General features: G+C 28.3%; 19 protein-coding genes and 2 pseudogenes. 19 read left to right on the top strand and 2 right to left on the bottom strand.

The window, feature by feature from the left end:
* Nucleotides 1-29: 29 nt before the first annotated feature.
* Nucleotides 30-438, bottom strand: a pseudogene (locus HGAG_RS11255) (relaxase family protein); the annotation flags it as partial.
* 947 nt (nt 439-1,385) lie between these two features.
* On the opposite strand from HGAG_RS11255, the gene HGAG_RS03370 reads away from it, so the two are divergent.
* Nucleotides 1,386-2,309, top strand: coding sequence for a tyrosine-type recombinase/integrase (locus HGAG_RS03370; RefSeq protein ID WP_019117918.1), 924 nt, complete (start codon nt 1,386-1,388; stop codon nt 2,307-2,309).
* 26 nt (nt 2,310-2,335) lie between these two features.
* Nucleotides 2,336-3,331 carry a hypothetical protein gene (locus tag HGAG_RS03365; RefSeq protein WP_019117917.1) on the top strand — a complete coding sequence of 332 codons (996 nt, stop codon included), beginning with the start codon at nt 2,336-2,338 and terminating at the stop codon, nt 3,329-3,331.
* On the opposite strand, the gene HGAG_RS03360 is transcribed toward HGAG_RS03365, so the two are convergent.
* Nucleotides 3,324-4,046, bottom strand: a complete 723-nt coding sequence (locus HGAG_RS03360; RefSeq protein WP_019117916.1) for a methyltransferase domain-containing protein — start codon at nt 4,044-4,046, stop codon at nt 3,324-3,326. The two genes, HGAG_RS03365 and HGAG_RS03360, sit on opposite strands and share 8 nt — an antisense overlap.
* Before the next feature lie 1,158 nt (nt 4,047-5,204).
* On the opposite strand from HGAG_RS03360, the gene HGAG_RS03355 reads away from it, so the two are divergent.
* The 17 genes and pseudogenes from HGAG_RS03355 to HGAG_RS11540 all read left to right on the top strand — a co-directional run.
* Nucleotides 5,205-5,633 (top strand): ArsR/SmtB family transcription factor, encoded by a 429-nt coding sequence (locus tag HGAG_RS03355; protein ID WP_019117915.1) that lies wholly within the window; start codon nt 5,205-5,207, stop codon nt 5,631-5,633.
* Nucleotides 5,634-5,707: 74 nt separating this feature from the next.
* Nucleotides 5,708-6,952, top strand: a complete 1,245-nt coding sequence (locus HGAG_RS03350; RefSeq protein WP_026074040.1) for an MFS transporter — start codon at nt 5,708-5,710, stop codon at nt 6,950-6,952.
* Between the two features lie 298 nt (nt 6,953-7,250).
* Complete coding sequence (locus HGAG_RS03345; protein ID WP_019117913.1) at nt 7,251-7,526, top strand: hypothetical protein; 276 nt, start codon at nt 7,251-7,253, stop codon at nt 7,524-7,526.
* An 85-nt stretch (nt 7,527-7,611) separates the two neighbouring features.
* Complete coding sequence (locus HGAG_RS03340; RefSeq protein ID WP_019117912.1) at nt 7,612-8,289, top strand: hypothetical protein; 678 nt, start codon at nt 7,612-7,614, stop codon at nt 8,287-8,289.
* A 78-nt stretch (nt 8,290-8,367) separates the two neighbouring features.
* Complete coding sequence (locus tag HGAG_RS03335; protein ID WP_019117911.1) at nt 8,368-9,135, top strand: hypothetical protein; 768 nt, start codon at nt 8,368-8,370, stop codon at nt 9,133-9,135.
* A gap of 11 nt (nt 9,136-9,146) precedes the next feature.
* Entirely contained in the window at nt 9,147-9,341 is a 195-nt protein-coding gene (locus HGAG_RS03330) for a hypothetical protein (protein WP_019117910.1), read from the top strand.
* A gap of 424 nt (nt 9,342-9,765) precedes the next feature.
* Complete coding sequence (locus HGAG_RS03325; protein WP_019117909.1) at nt 9,766-10,362, top strand: hypothetical protein; 597 nt, start codon at nt 9,766-9,768, stop codon at nt 10,360-10,362.
* Nucleotides 10,363-10,381: 19 nt separating this feature from the next.
* Nucleotides 10,382-12,832 (top strand): InlB B-repeat-containing protein, encoded by a 2,451-nt coding sequence (locus HGAG_RS03320; protein WP_019117908.1) that lies wholly within the window; start codon nt 10,382-10,384, stop codon nt 12,830-12,832.
* A gap of 165 nt (nt 12,833-12,997) precedes the next feature.
* On the top strand, nt 12,998-13,951 hold the full coding sequence (locus HGAG_RS03315; protein ID WP_019117907.1) for a DnaJ C-terminal domain-containing protein: 954 nt from the start codon (nt 12,998-13,000) through the stop codon (nt 13,949-13,951).
* A gap of 12 nt (nt 13,952-13,963) precedes the next feature.
* Nucleotides 13,964-16,543 carry an ATP-dependent chaperone ClpB gene (gene clpB, locus HGAG_RS03310; RefSeq protein ID WP_019117906.1) on the top strand — a complete coding sequence of 860 codons (2,580 nt, stop codon included), beginning with the start codon at nt 13,964-13,966 and terminating at the stop codon, nt 16,541-16,543.
* A 245-nt stretch (nt 16,544-16,788) separates the two neighbouring features.
* Nucleotides 16,789-18,909, top strand: a complete 2,121-nt coding sequence (gene nrdD, locus HGAG_RS03305) for an anaerobic ribonucleoside-triphosphate reductase (protein ID WP_019117905.1) — start codon at nt 16,789-16,791, stop codon at nt 18,907-18,909.
* A 657-nt stretch (nt 18,910-19,566) separates the two neighbouring features.
* The gene (nrdG, locus tag HGAG_RS03300; protein ID WP_019117904.1) at nt 19,567-20,067 is read left to right on the top strand and encodes an anaerobic ribonucleoside-triphosphate reductase activating protein; all 501 of its coding nucleotides are present in this window, start codon (nt 19,567-19,569) and stop codon (nt 20,065-20,067) included.
* 27 nt (nt 20,068-20,094) lie between these two features.
* Nucleotides 20,095-20,682: a LemA family protein gene (locus tag HGAG_RS03295; protein ID WP_019117903.1), complete on the top strand. Its 588-nt coding sequence runs from the start codon at nt 20,095-20,097 to the stop codon at nt 20,680-20,682.
* A gap of 7 nt (nt 20,683-20,689) precedes the next feature.
* Nucleotides 20,690-21,493, top strand: coding sequence for a TPM domain-containing protein (locus HGAG_RS03290; protein ID WP_019117902.1), 804 nt, complete (start codon nt 20,690-20,692; stop codon nt 21,491-21,493).
* 186 nt (nt 21,494-21,679) lie between these two features.
* On the top strand, nt 21,680-21,979 hold the full coding sequence (locus HGAG_RS03285) for a hypothetical protein (RefSeq protein ID WP_019117901.1): 300 nt from the start codon (nt 21,680-21,682) through the stop codon (nt 21,977-21,979).
* A pseudogene (locus HGAG_RS12475) lies at nt 21,913-22,458 on the top strand (hypothetical protein); the annotation flags it as partial. The gene HGAG_RS03285 and the pseudogene HGAG_RS12475, both read left to right, overlap by 67 nt.
* A 72-nt stretch (nt 22,459-22,530) precedes the next feature.
* The coding region (locus tag HGAG_RS11540; protein ID WP_026074039.1) for an albumin-binding GA domain-containing protein at nt 22,531-22,779 on the top strand (249 nt) is incomplete at its 3' end.

Raw genomic sequence — 22,779 nt, 5'->3', positions numbered from 1 at the left:
ATTGTGTCCAGTTTTATGGGTACAAATCATATATCAATAATATTTCCTACTCGTTTTTTAATAGGGTTAGCTTTATTTCTAATAGCTAAACCTATTTTTTCTTTGATTTTCTCTTTTGTATAATCTTTTTTGATAGTCTTTGCTCTTGTAAATCTTTGCTTATCTTTATGGCGAAAAGCAATGTGTTTACCAAACTTAATTTCATAATCAAGAGATTTCATATTTTCTAAAAATTCTTCCCACGATTTAGACTTATTAATAGTTCTATCTATATCAAATTGCAGTTTAGACTTCCAAGAATTTCTTTTCTTGTTTTGGTCATAGTAATACCAAGATTTACCAGCAGTTTTATATTTTCTTTTGTAAGCTTCATATTATTCGTCAATAACAGATAGGTTATTATCTTTTACATAATTCATTACTTTGATATCTAATCTTAAACTCAATATAACGTATATAGATATCTTTCGTTATGACTGCCACAAAAGTTCCTAAGATCGGTATTCAATTAGTTTAGACTTTATCCTCATATCAACTTTAGGTCTTGCATTCAGTTGTAGGATTATATCTATCCAACTTATAAATTTAATAATGAGCTATTGTCTTCTTTGGATTTCATCTCTAAGTTAGTTATTAACCTTAGATATTAAACTGCTATTCTACCATTTGCTAAAATGGATTTTCTTCGTACCTTATGCATGTATATAGAATATGATTGTATTGTTGATATGAGCAGTAAGTACATATTCATACTTTCTTTGCAAAACTTTCTTGCATAGATCTATTCAAATTTGATGTGCCTGTTCTAGCGAGCTTTTTCAAGTAGCGAAATATTGAATTAGATGTCTTGATAAAATTTTTGTATTAGAATTGCATTTTTTTTTTGGTTTACTTAAATTCTAAATGAGCAGTTTGTGGATCGCAACAAAAGATAGTATCAGTATTTTTTTAACTGTTTTATCCTAATTCATAATACAATCCAAGGCTAAATAAAGTATGTTTTTTATTGGAGTATTTTTGTAACAGCCATTATTTGTTCTCCATCATATAATTATCTAAATTGCCTTAAAGTGTTACAATCTGAAAGCTTGTATTTTTTCTTTAAAATTTCAAGTTGATCATCTGAAAGTATCAAATATATTCAATTATTTCTATATCTGTTAGTCATAAAAAATCATCTTATTAAAAATATGCAAAACAAAAGACCTGTAAAATTAAGTAAAAAACTTAATTTATAGGTCTGATTTTAAAATACATTCCTTGTGAGAAATCTCCTGATTAAGTATTATTTATAATTTATGTTATATCATTATTTTAAAAGTCGCTCAAATTAAGAAATAATATGGTATCATTTTGAGTAAATATATTTTACTAGGAGAAAAGATATGAATTTAGAAAATTTGGTAGATGAATATTTAAAAGTATGTGAAAAGCAAAATAATTTAAACTATAAAACAGTAAAGTCTTATAAACTAGACCTAAAACAATACATAGTATTTTTGGATAAGGAAGAAAATTATTATAAAAAAGATATATTATGTAAATACATAGAGATGTTACATACTAAGGGGTATAGAGTGAAAACAATTAAAAGAAAGATAGCTACTTTGAAAGCATTTTTCTCATATCTTACATATGAGGATTTATTAGAATATAATCCTTTTACAAAAATAAGGTTAAGACTAAAGGAACCTGTTATTTTACCCAAAACAATACCTATAGTTTATTTAGAAAACTTATTTAAATATTTATATGATGAAAGAGATAATGCTAATAAAAATATATATAAATATAAAGTACTTTCTAGAGATATTATAATATTAGAAATATTAATAAGCACCGGAATAAGAATTAGTGAGTTATGTGACTTAAGAAGAGAACAAATTTCCTATAGTGAAAGAACGATCAGAATTTACGGGAAAGGTAATAAAGAGAGAATATTACCTGTATATAATGAAAATCTATGGAAAGAAATAAAACAATATGAGAAATTATTTGGGTTAGAAATGAAAGAATATTTCTTTGTAAATAGAATTAATAATAAATTGTCAGATCAGTCAGTTAGAAATATGATTAAAAAAATTTGTAAGAAAGCAAGTATACCAATGAATATAACACCTCATATGTTTAGACATACATTTGCAACACTCTTATTAGAAAATGATGTTGATTCCAGACATATACAACAAATATTGGGACATTCAAGCATAACAACAACACAGATTTATACGAATATAACCTCTAATAAAAAAATCGAAATAATGAAATACAAAAATCCAAGGTTAAAAATATCTATCAGTAAAGGATAATTTATTATTATGAGTGGTAGGATGAAATGAATGTATGTTATAACATAAAAAATGCATCTAGAGCTAAACAATCTGATTTAATTAAGGCTTTAAATATATATACAAAAACAGTTGATAAATTTGCCCAGACCGATACAAATCAAATTATGGATTACATTTCAAAAAAATATGACGAAAACAGAGTTATGTTTTTTTTCGTATTATATCTTAATGGAGAAGTGTGTGGCTTTGCAGAATACGCATATCTAAAGAAAAATAAAGTATTAATGCTAGATTATCTTTGTACAGAAAATAGGAATCACACACTGTTTTATAATTTTTACCAGATGATTTTTGAAGAAATAAATAAAACTTTGAATTCAAAAAAGCTATTCATAGAATTTATTGTGACCGAATTATCTTTACTTAAACACGAGACAAAGCTCATTGAAATGGATAGCAATTATTTTAGACAAATTTTATCATTTGAACAATTTCATATATTAAATATACCATACAAACAACCCTATATGGGTAAAACATTAGAGTTTTTTGAATACAGTATAGCTATAAAAAAAGCAGACTTATATGAAGAGAACTCGTATGTATATAATAAAAATTTTTATATGTCCTTAATATCAGAAATATATGAGGAACACTATTTGCAGTGGTATTTGCATTATACAGATAATAAAAATGAACTTATAGAAACGTTCAACAATATTCTCGCTTTACTCAATAATGAATATCCTCCAGAGGCTAGTGTTGAAGAAATATACTCAGTTAACTGTCGATTGTTTGATAATGGAATATGCAATCAGATAAAGTCTGAAACAATAACTTTATCTCAACAAAAGAAAAAGAATATTAGGAAATATTTAGTCTTTACAATTTGGATAGTGTTAAGTTTAAGCTCGATTTTATTATGTTATTTTCAAGATGAATTGAGTATTACCAAATATATATCAACTTTAGTAAATTCAATAACAATGATTAGTGGGATTATAACATTTCTGACAATTGTAAAAAACAACATTACTTAGTAAATTCGATTATAACATTATGGGCAAACGGATATGATAATAGCTGAAAAGAATCATCAAGTTTATAATATTTAGATGATTCTTTTTCGCTAAAACCTAGTTTATACATAATAGAAGATAGGATATGAAATCTATAAATATTTTCTATTCTAAAACCATTGTGTGATAATATTTTTTTTATATATTTTTCGCTATACATCCATAATAAGTGTTCCTGATTGTTGTAGTTATATTTTTTTAAAAAAACATCAGAGCCATAATCTTTTGTTAATAAAAATTCGGCACTATTTGAACGTTCAAATTCAATTAAAGCTTTCCCGTTTTTCTTTAATACTCTTTTAATTTCGTTAATAGAACGAATAGCATCACAATAATTTAGAACACTTCCAACACAAATAATAAATTCAACGCTATTATCTTCAATAGGTATATCTTCTAAACTTCCAACAATATAATTTGGTTGACTTTCAACATATTCACTTATAATATCCATTTGTATTAAAGTTCCTTTAACAGGATACTTGCTTAACCCAGATCCTATATTTAGACAAATTGAATTTTCATATGTATATTTATTTACCCAATTTGCAACAAATTTTTCTATTATAAGATGTGTAATATAATGCCAAGTATCATCTGCTGGCCAAGGAGTATTATTTTTATAATTTCTATAAGCTATTTTCTGAACTTTATTTCCTTCTAATAAGTCACTCATAATAATAAATTATCCTTTACTCATATTTTATATGAATATTATACATTATTATATGAATTTTACAATGCAATGAAATGGGGTTAGGACTTTCCAAATAAGTTAAAATTGACAAAAGAGTCTACTAGAAAAGCAAGTGCTATGTCAATTTTTTCTTAAGTTAATATGCACTTACTATTCTTACTAATATACAAAATAAATATATATAATGGAAAATATAAAAGAAAAAAGGATGTAGTTATGAGCTGTCCCAACATAAAAGTTAGACCTAAAAACTAACTTGAGGAGGTCGGTTTTTATGGCAAAATATAGCACAGAATTTAAAATGAAAGTAGTAAAAAAATATTAAGAATCTAGAAACTCATATAAATATTATATACCTAATAAAATTTTAATAAGAAGATGGATCAATGACTTTAAAAAGGGAATTAAAGGACTAAAATCTAAAAGAAAACAAAAATAACAAATTATAATCATCAGCAAAATTAACTATTGAAGAAGTTAATTTATTAAATGAAGAACAATTAAAAGAAAAAATAAAGAAATTATATTTAAATCCATACTTAGATATGTACAACAGTGAAATATTAAGCTATGAAATATAAAAACAACCAAAACTAAAGCTAATTTACCAGTAGAAAATAGAAAGAAGAATGCATCATAAATAAATTCCTATCCTTATGGATAGGAAAAAAAACTAATACCATAGCTAGTATATTTTTAACTCTGCTATTAGGTACAACTTTATGGGGTTACCTTATATAAATTATTTTCACTGTTTTTTATTAAGAGAACTATGATATAAAGACAAGAATTTTAATATTATAAAAAATTATTAATTTATGCATAGATTGTATATTTTTGATGAAAATAAATGATAGATATTGGAAAAAATTTAAATAAAAATTATTCTATTAATATATAAGTTTAAATTTGCTGATTAGTGAATACTGTACTAAGATAATTTACATAATATTATGGACTCTATCTAAATATTTATCTACTAATAAATTATTTAAAATTTAACAGGAATTTTGAAATAACTCTTGGATTTTAGAAAAAAGGGTTATTTTTTAATGATAAAATTTAACGTTCAAAAATATTTGACTGTAGAGTAAATTTAAGTTACAATTATAGACAATAAAGTTATGGAGGTGTAGTTTGAAAGAAGTTCATATTTTAAATTCATTAGAAGAAATTAATATTGTAAGCGATCCTTTAAGGCTTAAAATAATTATGACTTTAGGAACTAGTCCAAAAAATGCTCAAGATTTATCAGATGCTCTTGGGGTTAGTAGGTCAAAAATTCACTATCACTTAAAAATTTTAGAACAAAATAATATTATAGAAGTAGTTGATACGGAACTTATTAATGGAATAACTCAAAAATATTTTTTACCTGTAGCCAAGGCTTTTATTCCTAATAGTGAAATATTTAATAAAAACGTAGAAGAGAAGGTATTTTCTTTTAAAATTTCTAGCAAATCCTACGAATCATTCGAAAAAGAATTAAATGATTTAATAAAAAAATATAGTGAAGATGAAGGTACCCAAGAAAGTTTTCAAGTACAAATTTATAAATTATCTTAAAACCAGTAAGTTAATCCTTACTGGTAAAAAAATAGACAACTGTCAAAATAATCAAAACGTTAAATATAAGGAGAATGTTAAAAATGATTAAAAACAAAGATTTTTATGTCCTGCTCTTGGGGCGACTAATAACAAATTTTGGAGATAGCCTATATGCGATTGCATCAACTCTTTTGGTTTATAAAATGAGTGGGTCTACAATTTATTCGGGGCTTACTCTTTTTCTTACCTCATCAACAGCAATAGTTCAATTACTATTAAGTCCAATTTTGGATAAAATTAATATGAAAAAGTTTTTAATTTTATCTCAATTTTTTCAAGCAGTATTGATTTTAATTATTCCATTTCTGTATAAATTTGGAAAATTAAGTGTCTATCACATAATGATAATAATGCCATTAATTTCTCTGATTAATCAACTTGTTTATCCAGGTCAAATATCTCTACTTCCAAAAATTTTATCTGAAAAAGAACTTGTTACAGGAAATTCTTTGATGACTATGGCTTATCAAGGATCAAATGCAATTTTTGATACTCTTGCAGGTTTTATAATTTCATTGTGTGGTTTTATGACAGCTTTTTTTGCTGATTCCATAAGTTTTATTTTGACTGGGATTTTATTTTGTTTTTTATCAAAAAAACTTAGCTATTCCCAAAAAAGAGAAGAAAAATCAAAAGAAAATCTAATAAAAAATCACTTCAAATCTCTTAAAGATGGGCTTGATTTGTTTAAAGATTCAAGAATTTTTGCCCTAGTTCTTGGAATAGTTTTTATTAACTTTTCTGCTACATCAATAAATGCAGTTTTACCTGCCTTTGCACAAAATGAAATATTTTATAGTTTAATGCTTGCAGGAATGGGAGCAGGTCTTTTACTTGGGTCTTTATTTGCTGGATTTCCAAAATTAAAAAAAATTTCTCTTGGTAAATTATATATTTATGGAATGATGATTGTAGCTTTAGCTTGGATCCTTTTTTCTAATTTTCAAAATAATATAAAAATAGGAGTAGTTTTGTATGGGCTTGGATGGTTTGTTGTAGGAGTCGTAAATGTTTATGCTCAAACTATGGTTCAAATAATAGTTCCAAGCAAAAAAATAGGTTCTGCAATGGGGGCTATGGTTGGAATTTCTACTTTTATGGCACCGGTGGGCGCTTTATTTGGTGGAGTTTTAGGAGAATATTTATCAAGTTCAAAGGCTATATTTATTGGATCTTTCACTATATTTTTAGTAGCTATCTTTTGGGCATTAAATAAAAATATTAGAAAATTACCTTCAGTTAATGAATTTAACAAAGTTTTAGAAAAAATTAATTAAAAGCAAAGCCTTATTTTCATACTGATATAATGACATTCTATTTACTATGCACAAATTTAATAATATAATGAATCAAAAGAGATAAGAACGTGGCTACAACTAATTTAAACAGAAGGACAGATAAATATATAAAAAAGTAGCTTAAAAAACTTACTAATAGGTTTAAAAATATCTAAAAATTTGCAAAAAACAAGAAAAAATGAGTATGTACGGATAATTGGCTCTATGCTTTTTTGAATAGGGTGTGGAAGTAAATATTCCAATGAGAAGAAAAAAATAGAAAGTTAAGGAGAAAGTTATGTGGTTAATTTTTGGAATAAGTGCCATAATATTTGCAGTATTAAATGTGATGGCAACAATAAAAAATAAAAATGCACAAGGATATAGATTTTTGAGTTTGTCTTTAACAGCTTTAACAGTATGCGCATTATATTTTGATGGAGCTAGTCGTGTAGTCAAAGAAGACTGGGCATCTCTTATGGACATTATGCCTACAATGAGTAAAGCATTATGGGTTCTAGTAATCTTGTCTATAGCTATAAACTCTGTATCTATTTTAAAAAGAAATAACTAAAGGAAAATTGATTTTAAACCAATAATGATTTTACAAAAAATAATATTTTGAAATTTTGGATTAACGATAAAAATAAGGATAAAATATGAAAAAAATTATACTAGGATTGGTAACTGTTATATTAATATCTCTATTTATTGGCTGTGGTCTAAAAAGAGATGAAGATAATCCTTTGTCAGGAAAAGATACTGACCAAAGAATTCTTATGTGTTTGAATAAAGCTTATCCAGAACATAATTTTAAAGTTGTCAAATCATTTGATAGACAAAAAAATGAGGGAATGTTTGAAGATGATAAGGGTATAAAGTTTAAGGTTAGGGATTTGATATATGATAATATATATCACTTTGCCTGCAATGATGAATACCTTGCTACGATTTTGAAAAAAGATGATTTTTTTGATAAAGCAAAACAAATTATAGAAGATAAATACGGTCAAAAATTTATATATGATGAAAGCGTTATGGCTATAGAAATTATTTATGATGCTAATAACAAAATAACAACAGATAAGATAAGTCAAATGATTATTGAAGTTTTAAATATAGCAAAGACTCCAAAACTTATATATCCAGACAATCAAGAATTTTCTACAGGAGTTGTCAATTATTATACATTGTCAGCCTTAGGTGTTATTCAATGTTATATAGAAAAAAATCAAATTGGAGAAACAGAGTTATTTTATTTTTCTGATAGTTCTATTGATAAATCTTTGATTAAAGAAAAAATAGATAAATTGTATGAATCTGTGGATGGTAAATAGAAGAATAATCTATATTTTAGATAGGAAACTGATAGAAAAGCTGTAAATAAAAAATATATTCGAAAGGAAGTATTTACAATGGGACTTGATGTATATGCTGGGACTTTAATTCGCTATTATATGAATAATTGGAAAACTGTTATTCAACAATTTGCTGAAGATAATGGATTGAAATATGAAACTATAAGAGTTCAAGATGAAAATGGAGAAGATGACGAAGAGCTTTCTTTAGAAGAAACTAAAGAAATTGTTCTTGGATGGAAAGAAGCTATTGAAAAAGGTTTAGAAATAAATTCTAAATCGATATGGAATGAGGATTACGATACTACTCCTTATTATACAGACAAACCAGATTGGGATGCTTTAAACGCATTATTACTTTATATTGCTTCAAAATATACTCACAAAGACTTGCCAAAAACAATGGAAAAAAATATTGATATTTATAAACATCCCATTGTATCAGAATTTCTTCAAACAAAAGATTTTCGCCTATCCTTATTTGATGGAAATGGTTGGTGGCTACCTATTGATAGGGACATAATGTTTGATTATTATTTGCCAAATTCAGAAAAAAGTGTTTTGTCAACAAGCCGTTTGCTTCTTGATGAATTGAATGTATATAATTCTTTTGAATGGAAGGCTGATAGAGATACTATAATTTCATGGAGCAAAACAGAAGGCTATCCTGTTGATAAAATTTATAGCAAAGAAAAAGGATTAGAAAAAGTTTGTGAAAAGCAAATTTATAATACTGAATCTTTAGCAAAATTTGCCTTTTCTATTTTGTGGCAAGCAGCAGAATTTTCACTTGAACATGGAGTTGTTATAATTTTTGATTATTAGATTATAAGTAAGTGTGTAAATTTATTTATGAATTAGATAATTCAATAAGCATTTTAGAAGATATGGCTTGTGGCGGATTTTCTGAAACAAAACTATGGATTAAACAAAATAAAAATTCCTTATATATTAATGTAGAAAATAATTTAAAAGCAAATTTAAAACTTAGACCTTATGAATCTATAGTTTTACAAAAAATAGCAAAATAAAATTTTAAGAAATACCATTCTAAATTCTTATAAAGAATTAGGAATGGTACTTTTTTTGTAAGAAGATTATTGTTTTTAAATATAGACAAAATGGTTTTATCAATAAGCTTGATAAATTAAATATATAAAATTTACAAAGGCATTTCGTTTAAATTTTGTTATTTCTGATTATAATTTTTATAAAATTTTTTAATAAGAGTATTCCATAAAAATTATAGATATAGTATAATATATCTAATCAAATGTGACGCTATCATGATTGTGTTTTGTGGAGTTTCGACTAATAATTTAGCTAGATAAATTGGTAGCGTACATTGACTATAATCTTTCTGATTAAATATCCAAATTTACTGTTAATATTATTAAACTAGGATAAGCGATATTATATTCGGGAGATAAAATTAAATGATAAGGAGATGATAATATGATAAGGAGAAAATTTAGGAACAAGAAATTTAGTTTTCTCATGGCAATGCTCTTAGTACTATCTGGTTTATTTAATGCAGTTGCTTATGCTCAAGAGTCAGACACACGTACAGTAATTAACACTATTGTTGCCACTTCTGATACTGATAATATTCCTGGGTATGGCAAAAATATTTATGTACCGAAATTTACTATTCAAGAGGGTGCTCCAGCGAAATTTGAATATAGAACGGGCGCTTGGTATAAGAAAAATGGGGAAAATTGGGAACTAAATACAGAAAATTATTTCGTAGAAGGAACCTATAGATATAAAGTTCAAGTCCGCATTGACGGTCAGAATGGGAAAACACATGTACTGGATCAAAACGGTCTTAACATTACTGTGGATGGTAAAAGCTGGGGAAATAATGTGAATGTGAATTTGAGCAATGATGTTTCTTATTCTTGGGCAACATCTCCGGAATATGTTATTAAAGCTTCAACGGATTCTCCATTACTTTTTGTCAAAAACGGCAAATGGGACATTGGAGAAAATTTAGTAAATAAGCCTATTACTTCATTTTCTGTGGCAAGCGGAGCAAAGGGGGGGAACTAAACCATATACTTTTTCAAAAGTGTCTGGGCCAGACTGGTTGAAAGTTTCATCTGATGGTGTTGTTTCTGGTACGCCTACTAGTTTAGGTAAAAATAAGCCTCTTAGAATTCGTGTTACAGATGCATCTTCTTCAAGCAAAGAGATTCTTTTGAGTGTAGGCATAACGAAAGTTACTCCGGGTGAGAGAGTAATCATCAAGGATATTGTTGCCACTTCCAACACTAACGATATTGCAAAGTATGGTAAAAATTTTTCTGTACCGAAATTTACTATTAAAGAGGGCGCTCCAGCGAAATTTGAATATAGAACAGGAGCTTGGTATAAAAAAGTCGATGGAAAATGGAATGAAAATCCTGATAGCTCTTTTGGAGAAGGCATCCATCAATATAAAATTCAAGTGCGCATTGATGGAAATGATGGAAAGACATATGTACTGGATGAGAAAGGGATTAACATTACTGTAGATGGTAAAAGCTGGGGAAAAAATAGAAATGTCAATTTGAGTAATGATGTTTCTTATTCTTGGGCAACATCTCCAGAATATTCTATTAGTAAACCTGCAAAGACAGAAATCACTGACACTCTTATCCCTGTTTCAGATTTGAATAAGACCTACAATGAGCAAGTGCAAGAACCAACATTTGGTGGCGAATTGATACGCGATACCGATTATACTGTTTCTTATAAAGTAAAAGATGGTAGCACAGGAAACCTTGATGCTGGAAAACCTAAAGATAGTGGGGAATATGAAGTTACTGTAACTGGTACAGGAAAATATACAGGAAGCTTTACAAAATATCTTGTTATTCAAAAAGCTGGAAAAGAAGCGCCAAGTGGTTTAAAAAGTGTTGCACCTAGTGTAATCGGAGCAAGTGACGGAAAAATTACTGGAACAACTGACAAGATGGAATATCGTCTCCAAGATGGAGAGTTTGTAGAATGTTCAAATGGGGAACAATCTGGACTTCCTGCTGGAACATACGAAGTTAGATACAAAGAAACTGAGAACTATAAGGCAAGTAAAATTGCAATTGTAGAAGTTAAGGATCCTAATCCTGCTGAAAATAAGCATATTAAGGAAATTTCATTTACAATTTACAATTATGCAATAGGTAATGATGCAAATTCTATTCAAGTTAATTGTCAAACTGATGGTGTAAGACCGACAAATTATGAGCTTTTGGTATACGATAAGAACGAAGATAAATTTGTACCAGTTAAGGGAAAGTTGCAAGCAGATATTCAGTATAGGTTAAAAATCAATTTTTCGCCAAAAGATGGATATGATTTTGAAGGATTGACAAAAGAAAAAATAAAATTGGGAGCTATTGGTTCATCAATTAAATATAATGCAAATAAAAAAGAAGCATTTTTTGATATGCCAACATTAACTGTAACTCCTGAATTTAAAACTTTAAAATTTGAAACTAACGGCGGAAGTAAAATTAATTCAGTTACAAAAACACAAGATAGCACAATTGAACTTGACCAATATAAACCTACAAAAGACGGTTTTACATTTGACGGCTGGTATAAGGATAAAGAATTAAAAGAAAAAGTTACTCAAGTAAAACTTAGTGAAGATATGACAGTTTATGCTAAATGGGTAGCAAAACAACAACCACCAGCTAAAATGTTTGCTTTGAATTTTATTACAAATGGAGGTTCTGCTCTAGATACAATTATATGTCCAGAAGGAAAAGTAGTTGATTTAGAAAAATATGTACCAGCAAAAGAAGGATATATTTTTGACGGTTGGTATTTAGATGAAGGACTTAATAATAAAGTTAGTCAAATAAAAATTGAAAAAGATACATCAGTTTATGCTAAATGGACAAAAAAAGAACAACCACCAAAACCAGTAAATTATTTTACCTTAACATTTGATACCGATAAAGCAGAAGAAATAAAACCAATAACAAAAGAAGAAAATACAATAATTGATTTAAATCAATATTTACCAAAAAAAGAAGGTTTTATTTTTGATGGCTGGTATAAGGATAAAGAATTAAAAGAAAAAATCACTCAAGTAAAACTTACAAAAGATATTACAGTTTATGCTAAATGGATTGCAAAAATACCTCCTGTTGTAACTGAAGAATTTACAATTACAATAGATCCTAACGGAGGAAATTGGAATGGTGATACAAAAGCAAAAGTTATGAAAATTAAAAAAGGCGATTATATCACACTTCCACAAGCACCTAGCAAAAAAGGTTATACATTTTTGTATTGGAAAGGTTCAAACTATAAACCAGGAGATAAATATAAAGTAGAAAAAGATCATACTTTTGTAGCTCAATGGAAAAAGAATGAAATAAAAGTTAGTGCAAACAATAATTCAAAAACAAAAGCAAAAAATTCTCCAAAAACAGGAGTTAATTCAATTGCATTTGTGAGTGTAATATTAATACTTATTTCAAGTTTAGGACTTTTTGTAATAGGAAAAAAACAAAAAATAAATAAATAATTGCTTAAAAATAACAAAAATTTTTGGAGGTAGAATGAAAATTCTATCTCCTTTATTTTTTATTTATTTTATTGACAAAAATATTTTTTATAATTCTTGAAATCAAATCAAAACTTAGTATAGTAAGATTAAGGTCAAAGATGGTCAGAAATTGATGGAGGTTTTATGAAATATCAAGATTATTATGAAATATTAGGTGTAGATAAAAAAGCGAATGCTGATGAAATTAAAAAGGCTTATAGAAAGCTTGCAAAAAAATACCACCCTGACCTTCATCCTGATGATAAAGAAGCCAGCAAAAAATTTGCAAAAATAAATGAAGCTTACGAAGTTTTGTCTGATGAAAATAAGAGAAAACAATATGATATGTTTGGACAAAGTGGAAACTTTAGTCAAGGTCAAAATTTTGACCCTTCTCAATATGGTTTTTCAGATATTTTTTCAAATTTTGGAGCAGGAAACGGATCTTATACCTACACAAGTAGTACAGGAGGCTCCTCTGGATTTTCAGATTTTTTTGAAACTTTGTTTGGTGGAGGAAGAGCATCTTCAAGATCTTCTTCAACAAATTTTGGAGGATTCGGTTCAAGCTTTAAAAATGGTTTTACCAAAAATAAAAAATCAAAAATTAAAGCCAAGGTTAATATATCACTAGATGAAGCAATGAGTGGCGTATCTAGAACGCTAAAAATTAAAGATAAAGAAACAAATTCTATTAAAGAAATAAATATAAATGTTCCAAGTGGAATGACAAGTGGAAAAAAATTAAAAATTGATGGTTCAAAATATAATTTGAATGCTGATATTTATGTGACAGTAGAAATTGAGGAAGATTCAACTTACAGGCTTGATGGGCTTGATATTATTAAAAAGGAAAGAATTTCTCCTTGGGATGCCTATTTTGGCGAAAAAATTACTGTCGATAGTCCAAATGGAAAATTTAAAATAAATATTCCAGAAAAAATTGAAGCTGGAAACAAAATTAGGATTAAGGGTAAGGGCTATAAGGATTTAAAAGGAAAAATTGGAGATCTTTATATAGAAATTCTTATCGACAATCCAAAAAATTTAAGTGAAGATCAAATTGACCTATATAAAAAATTAAAGGAAATAAATTAGGGGGATATGATTATGGATTTTAACAAATTTACTCAAAAATCAACAGAAGCTATTAATGAAGCAAGTCAATTAGCAATCAAAAATGCCAACCCAGAAGTTGGCATTATCCACCTAGCTTACGCTTTGATAGAAGATTCAGATTCTTTCGTAAGCCAAGTTTTGTCTAATATGGACTTGTACAAAAAAGTACTTAACAAGATGGAAGAAAAAATGGAAAATTTGCCAAGCCAATCAGGTTCAGCAAATATTTATCCAAATACAATTTTTCAAAGAGTTTTATTAAAAAGTGAAGATTGTGCAAAGAAAATGGGAGATTCTTTTATCTCAACAGAACACATTTTCTTAACTATTTTGAATGAAAATACCGAATTAAGCGATTATTTTAAGGAGATTGGTTTAAGCGCTAAAAATTTCTCAAATGAGCTTAAAAAGGTCAGAAAAGGTCAAAAAATTACTAACGATAATCCAGAAGAAACAAACAATCCTTTGGAAAAATATGGTAGAAATTTGACCAAAGAAGCAAGAGAAGGAAAAATCGATCCAGTTATTGGACGTGATAGTGAAATTAGAAATTGCCAAAGAATTCTTTCAAGAAGAAAGAAAAATAATCCTGTTTTGATTGGTAAACCTGGTGTTGGTAAAACTGCAATCGTCGAAGGTCTTGCTCAAAGAATTGTAAATAAAGATGTACCAGAACCACTTCAAGGAAGAACAATTTTTGCTCTTGATATGGCAAGCTTAGTTGCAGGTGCAAAATACAGGGGACAATTTGAAGAAAGATTGAAATCAGTAATTGATGAAGTAAAAAAATCTGATGGACAAATAATTATGTTTATTGACGAGCTTCACACAATTGTTGGAGCTGGTAAAACAGAAGGATCAATGGATGCTTCAAATATAATGAAACCAATGCTTGCGCGTGGAGAGATAAAAGTAATTGGTGCAACAACTTTAAATGAATACAGAGAAAATATTGAAAAAGATGGAGCACTTGAAAGAAGATTCCAAAAAGTTTTGGTAGATGAGCCAAGTGTAGAAGATACAATTTCAATTTTAAGGGGAATCAAAGATAAATATGAAATTTATCATGGAATAAGAATTCAAGATCAAGCAGTAATTGCAGCAGCTGAGCTATCAAATAGATATATAACTGATAGATTTTTGCCAGATAAGGCAATAGATTTGATGGACGAAGCTTGCGCAACTGTAAGAACTGAAATTGATACAATGCCAGAATATTTGGATGAAGAAAAAAGAAGAATTTTACAAGTCCAAATTGAAATTGCAGCGTTAAAAAAAGAAGATGACGAAAAGAGTAAGAAAAGATTAGAAACATTAGAAAAAGAATTGGCAGATGCTAATGAAAGATACAAAGCTGATTTTAATAAGTGGAAAAGCCAAAAAGATTCAATAAATTCTGTAAAAGATATAAAAGAAGAAATTGACAAGGTAAAAGTTGAAATCGAAAAAGCTGAGAGAAATTACGATTTTGAAAAATTATCTGAGCTTAAATATGGAAAACTTACAGAACTTGAAAATAAATTAAAAGAAAAGGAAAAAGACCAAAAAGATAATTCTTCTATAAAAGAAGAAGTGACAGATGAAGACATAGCAGATGTAGTTTCAAATTGGACAAATATTCCAGTAAATAAACTTGTAGAAAGTGAAAGAAGTAAAATTTTGGGACTTTCAGACAAGTTGCACGAAAGAGTTATTGGACAAGATGAAGCCGTTGATAGTGTATCAGATGCAATTATCAGGGCAAGATCTGGACTAAAAGATATAAATAAACCAATCGGTTCATTTATTTTCCTTGGACCAACAGGAGTTGGTAAAACAGAGCTTGCAAAATCACTTGCAGAAGCTATGTTTGATAGCGAAAAAAATATGATTAGGATTGATATGTCAGAATATATGGAAAAATATTCTGTGTCAAGATTAATCGGTGCAGCTCCAGGTTATGTTGGCTACGAAGAAGGCGGTCAATTGACAGAAGCTGTAAGAAGAAATCCTTATTCAGTAATTTTGTTTGATGAAATTGAAAAAGCTCATCCAGATGTTTTTAATATTTTACTACAAGTTTTGGATGACGGAAGACTTACAGATAGTCAAGGAAGAACTGTTAATTTTAAAAATACAATTATAATTATGACTTCAAATATTGGTTCAACTTATTTGATAGATGGACTAAAAGAAGATGGAAGTATTGATGAAGAAAATAGAAAACTTGTCGATTCATCTTTAAGAAATTCTTTTAAACCAGAATTTTTAAACAGAATTGATGATATTGTTATGTTTAAACCATTAACATCAGATCAAATATATAAAATTATTGATCTACAAATTGCAGATATTTCAAAAAGACTTGAAAGTCGTGAAATTACAATTGAACTTAGCAAGAAGGCTCACGAATATATTTTAGATAAATCCTACGACGTAGAATATGGTGCAAGACCAATTAAAAGATTCTTGCAAGCAAATATTGAAACAAATCTAGGAAGAAAAATTATTGAAGGAAATGTAATGGAAGGCGATCATGTCATAATAGATTTAGATAAAAATAATGAATTAGAATATCAAGTTAAAAATTAAGAATAAATATAAAAAGAGAAAATTTCTTTTTGAGATTTTCTCTTTTTATTTTGTTTAAATTACCAGAAAAAATATTTTTTTTAAATAAAATTTTCAATTATATTTATTCAACGAAGTATTTTAAAGCCCAAATAATTGAAAAAAATATGCAGGCAAAAAAACCTAAAACACACAAGATATTGTGGCTCTTGTTTTAATATATCTATATATGGTATACTATAAGAGTATTAAAAAAGGAGTGCAAAATGGTTAAAGTTGTTAAAAGAAATGGTCAAAAGGTGGATTTTGACAAAGAAAAAATAAAAATAGCTATAGAAAAAGCTATGAATTCTCCAAATGGTGTTTATATAGAAAATCAAGCAGAAAAAATAGCAGATGAAATCGAAAAAAGAGCTGAAAATAAAAGAGAAATTTCAATTTATCAAATCGAAGATCAAGTTTATTATAAACTAATCGACAAAAAAAATCCTGCAACAGCAAAATCATACGAAGCTTATAGGTCAGTCCATGCTTATAAAAGAGAAGCAAATACAACAGATGATGATATAATAGGTCTACTTGAAAGAACAAATATTGATGTAATGGATGAAAATTCCAATAAAAATCCATTGATTGCATCAACCCAAAGAGATTTGATAGCAGGAGAAGTGTCAAAAGATTTGGCAAAAAGAAAATTAATTGACGCAGACCTTGTAGAGGCTCACGAAGATGGAGCAATACATATTCACGATCTTGATTATTTGATTCAACCAATTTTTAATTGCTGTTTGGTAAATATGAAAGATATGTTAGATAACGGAACAGTTATAAATGGAAAGACAATTGAAACGCCTAAATCTTTTCAAGTAGCTTGTAATGTTATGACTCAAATTATTGCCCAAATCGCCTCAAACCAATACGGTGGTCAATCAATAAATATTTCATGTCTTTCAAAATATTTGGAAGTTTCTTACAATAAAAATTATAAGTTAGCAAAAGAAATTTTATCAAATGAAGATGAGATAAAGGCAATGGCTAAAAAATTAACTCAAAGAGATTTGGAATCTGGTATTCAAACAATCCAATACCAAATCAATACTCTTATGACATCAAACGGCCAAGCACCTTTTGTGACTTTGTTTATGCACACAGACGAAAACGATCCATACTTGGACCAAACTGTAAGAATAATTGAAGAAATTTTAAAACAAAGATTACAAGGAATAAAAAACGAAGCGGGAGTTTATGTAACACCAGCTTTCCCAAAATTAATCTATGTTTTGGATGAAAATAATATAAAAAAAGAAAGCAAATATTATTACTTAACAGAATTATCTATAAAATGTACAGCAAAAAGAATGTATCCTGATTACATTTCAGCCAAAAAAATGAGAGAAAATTACGAAGGAAATGTATTTTCTCCAATGGGATGCAGGGCATTTTTGCCACCATACAAGGATGAAAATGGAAATTATAAATTTGATGGTAGATTTAATATTGGAGTTTGCACAATCAATCTTCCACAAATTGGAATCCTTGCAAAAAATGATGAAGAAAAGTTTTTTGAAATTTTAAATAAGAGAATGGATCTTGTAAAAAGAGTTGGAATTTTAAGATATGAACATTTAAAAAATGTAACAAGCGATTCATCTCCAATTCATTTCCAACACGGAGCAATAGCAAGACTTAAACCTCATCAAAGAATAGAACCACTTTTAAAAAATGCTTACGCAACAGTTACCATTGGATATATTGGAATATATGAAGCATGTAAACTTGTAAAAGGTGTAAGTCATACAAGTAAAGAGGGAAAAGAATTCGCCCTTAAAATAATGGACTTATTAAATAAGAAAAAACAAGAATGGATAAAAGAAACAGGACTTCAATTTGCAGTTTATGGAACACCAGCAGAAAATCTTACAAATAGGTTCGCCTCAATCGATAGAAAAAGATTTGGAGATATTAAAGATGTAACCGACAAGGGTTATTACACAAATTCTTTCCATGTTGATGTAAGAGAAAATATATCAGCTTTTGAAAAATTTGATTTTGAATCAGAATTTCAAGACCTATCATCAGGAGGATGTATTTCCTATGTAGAAATTCCAAATATGGCAAACAATTTAAAGGCTCTAGGCACAATTGTTGAATATATTTATAACCATATCCAATACGCAGAATTTAATACAAAATCAGATTATTGTGCAGAATGCGGTTATGATGGAGAAATGCTTTTAAATGATGATAACGAATGGTATTGTCCACAATGTGGCAATAAAGACAGGGCAAAACTAACAGTCGTAAGAAGAACTTGCGGATATTTGGGAGAAAATTTCTGGAACGAAGGAAGAACAAAAGAAATAAAAGCAAGAGTTTTGCATATATAATAAAAAAAGTCTACGGTAGTTTACTTAGATTGTAGATAAAGTTTAAATTCAAATGGATGTTATTTTGAAATAAAAATAAAGCCAAGCCCATCTCGACCGACTGAAAGGAGTGGAGAGATCTCATGAGATTTCTTCGCTCAATTAATTTGTATGATAAATGTATAAATAAAATGAATTGATTATTATTTTATAAATTTAAATTTATTATATTTGGAAAATAATTTTAAAAAATTGAAAGAAGCGAAGCTTCTTACAAGAAAAGCTCCATGCAATGGTCGGTTGCAGGGGGGTAAAAAAGTGGGTGGGTGTTAGGGGGAGGAAAAAGAGGGAGAATCGAAACTCCCCCATTTCCTCCGCCCTAACATACGAAGAATTAATTTTAGAAAGTGAAAAACTTTAGGATAAACAAAATATATAATAATATATTTCAAACTGTAGACAAACTAAATTTTACTCATTTCGACCAGATAAATAAACACCCGTTTTGCTTGTTTATACCGATTTATCGTACGTAGTGACCAGAGAAATCTCATGAGATCTCTCGACTACGCTCGAGATGGGTTGGAGCGTGATTTTATTTTTGAATTATTAATAAATTATTAAAATTACTTTTTCTACGCTGAGTCTACATTAGTAGACTTTTTTTATGGAGGATTTATGAGATACGGGCAAATTAGAAAATATGATGTGGCAAATGGTCCTGGGATTAGGACCTCCTTTTTTGTCACAGGCTGTCATGCAAATTGCAAAAATTGTTTTAATAAAGAATATATGAATCCAAATTTTGGAAATTTGTGGACAGATGAACAAACTCAAGAAATAATTTCCTATTTAAAAAAAGATGAGATAGAAGGTCTTACTATTTTGGGAGGAGAGCCTTTCGAATCGACAGAAGATTTGATTCAAATTGTAAAAAAAATTAGGGAAGAATCAGACAAGTCGATTTGGATTTTTTCGGGATTTTTGTATGAAATTTTAGTAAATATTGAAAATGCAAAAAAACTTTTATCTATGTGCGATGTATTGGTCGATGGACTTTTTGTTGAAGAATTAAAAGATTTGAGATTAAAATTTAAAGGCTCATCAAATCAAAGAACAATTGACCTACAAAAATCTTTAAAAAATGAAAAAGTAATCCTTCTAGATGGGTATAATTAGAATAGAAATAAAATTTAGGAGGATTAAATGGAACTTAATAAAAAAAGAAAAGGAGTAGGTGGAATAGTTATAGCAATAATTGCAATAATTGCTCTTGCTATAATTGTTTTAATACCTTCATATAACGGACTTGTAAAACAAAAAGAACAACTTGACGAATCCTATGCACAAGTTCAAAATGTTGTTCAAAGAAGAGCAGACTTGATTCCAAATCTTGTAAGCACAGTTAAAGGATATTCAAAACACGAAAAAGATACATTAACAGAAGTTACCAACGCAAGATCAGGAATACAAAACGCAAAAGGCCCAAAAGAATTGGCTGAGGCAAATGAACAAATGTCTCAAGCTATAAGAAGTATCAATGTAGTTGCTGAAGCCTATCCAGATTTAAAGGCTGACAAGCAATTTACTCAACTAATGGATGAGCTTGCTGGAACAGAAAATAGAATTTCAGTAGAAAGAAAAAATTATAACTCAGAAGTAAAAGCATACAATACAAAAGTTAAATCATTTCCAACAAGTATTTTTGCAAAAATGATGGGATTTGATAAGGCAGAATATTTTGAAGCCGACGCATCAGCTCAAGATGTTCCACAAGTAAATTTTGGTAGCTAGGTAGATTATGAGAAAAAGAAAGAATATAATAGTAACTATTTTATTTGCCTTTATTCTTCTTTTTCTACCTCAAAAATCTTTTGCAGATGATTTGCCACAATCGCCAAATACTTATTACTATGACGAACTCAATTTAATAAACCAAGAAACCAAAGACCATCTTACAAAAGTAAACAAAGAACTTGAACAAAAAACAGGAGCTCAAGTAATTTATGTTTCCCTAAAAGATGTAGAGGATCAGCCAATGCAAGTTGGAACAGATCTTTTAAATAAATGGAAAATTGGAGATAAAGAAAAAAATAATGGAGTTTTGATTTTAATTTCCCAAAGAAAAGGCCAAGATAAAAAAGATATTTCAATTATAACAGGCTATGGAATAGAGGGAAGATTAAACGATGGTAAGGTTGGAAGAATAATCGATGAATATATGCTAGATTATATGAGAGATGGAGATTTTTCCAAAGGAATTACAGAAGGATTCAATGCAATTGTTTCACAAATTGCAGAAGAATACCAAGTAGAATTGACTGGCGATTATGACGAATATGCTAATAGGCTAAGAGAAGATAAAGACGACGAAATAGATTTAAGAACATTAATAATAATATTTATAATTTTTATGATATTCTCAAGATTTTTCGCAAGGCGAGGAGGCTTTAGAAACGGAGGATATGGAGGCTTCGGCGGATTCGGGGGCTTTGGAGGAGGATCTTTTGGAGGATTTTCCGGAGGCTCTGGTGGATTTTCTGGAGGAGGTTTCTCCGGTGGAGGAGGCTCATCTGGAGGCGGCGGAGCTAGCAGAGGAATATAAAATAAGTAAGCAAATAGAAAACTATTTGCTTATTTTTTTGCAAATTTTTAATGATTTTAAAATTTTTAAATTTAAAATATCTAATTATTTTATTTCTTAATAAAATTCTTATAATTTAAATATTTTTACTTGACTATATATATATATATATAATGGTGGCATACAAATAATATTAAGGAGTGTAATATGAAAAATAATAAAAAATTAGTGATGGGTTCAGTCATCGCTCTAGCACTATCAGTAGGTGTTATAGCACCTAATTTAACAAAAGCAGAAGAAGCTGCTTTGGAAACAAGTAAGTTAGAAATAAAAAATGAAGCTGACAATCAAATTAAAAAAGATGTAGAAGCTGAGTTAAAAAAAGATGATATTAAAGAAGCTACAGAAAACAAAGCTGATAAAGAAGATATTGGAAAAATATTAGAAAAAAAGAGGATAAAAAAGAAGAAATTAAACCTGCAAATATTGCAAAAGTTAAAAAATTAGCACCTGTAACTCTAACTAATAATAAAAATGACGCTGAAGAATTACAAAAAGCTAAAGAATCAGCAAAGGCAAATATTAACGCTGCAGATTTAAGTGATTTTCAAAAAGCTCATTTTACACAAAAAGTAGACAATGCAGCTACAAAAGAAGAAGCAAAACAATATCAAATAGAAGCACAAGACTTAGCTACTTATATACTAGAAGTAAAATATAGCTTACCAGAACTAAAAGAAGGTCAAGATATAAACGAAATTATAAACTCATTCAACAAAGCTCTTGATAAAGCACAAGTTGATAAAGTTAAAAAATCAGTAGTAGATCCTGAAGGATTCAAAGAAGATCAAGAATTAGAAAATTTAAAAACACAAACAAAAGAAGAAATCAGTAATTTAGATTTAAGTCAAGTACAAAAAGATAAATTTAAATCATTAGTAGATGAAGCAAAAGATAAAAAGGCAGTAAATAAAGCAAAAGAAGATGCAAAAGAATTATTAGATGCAATAACTGATGCAAAACTTAATAAATTAGCACCAACTGATGATGAAGCAATAATGAAAAAAGCATTAGAATTGCTTGATAATGCTCTTACAAAAGCAGACGTTGAAGATATAGTTAATAAAATAAATAAAGAAGTAAAAGCTGCAAAAGACTTGAAAGATGCAAAAGAAAAAGCAATTAAAGATCTAAAAGAAGCAGGAATAACAAGTGATTTATACTTTAACTTAATTAATAAAGCTAAAACAGTTGAAGGTGTAGAATCATTGAAAAATGAAATCTTAAAAGCTCACAAAGAAGACGAT

The sequence above is a fragment of the Anaerococcus obesiensis ph10 genome (assembly GCF_000311745.1).
GTDB classification, from domain to species: Bacteria; Bacillota; Clostridia; order Tissierellales; family Peptoniphilaceae; genus Anaerococcus; species Anaerococcus vaginalis.
The sequence above is the reverse complement of the archived record's forward strand: the minus strand, read 5'-3'. Positions and strand labels throughout refer to the sequence as shown.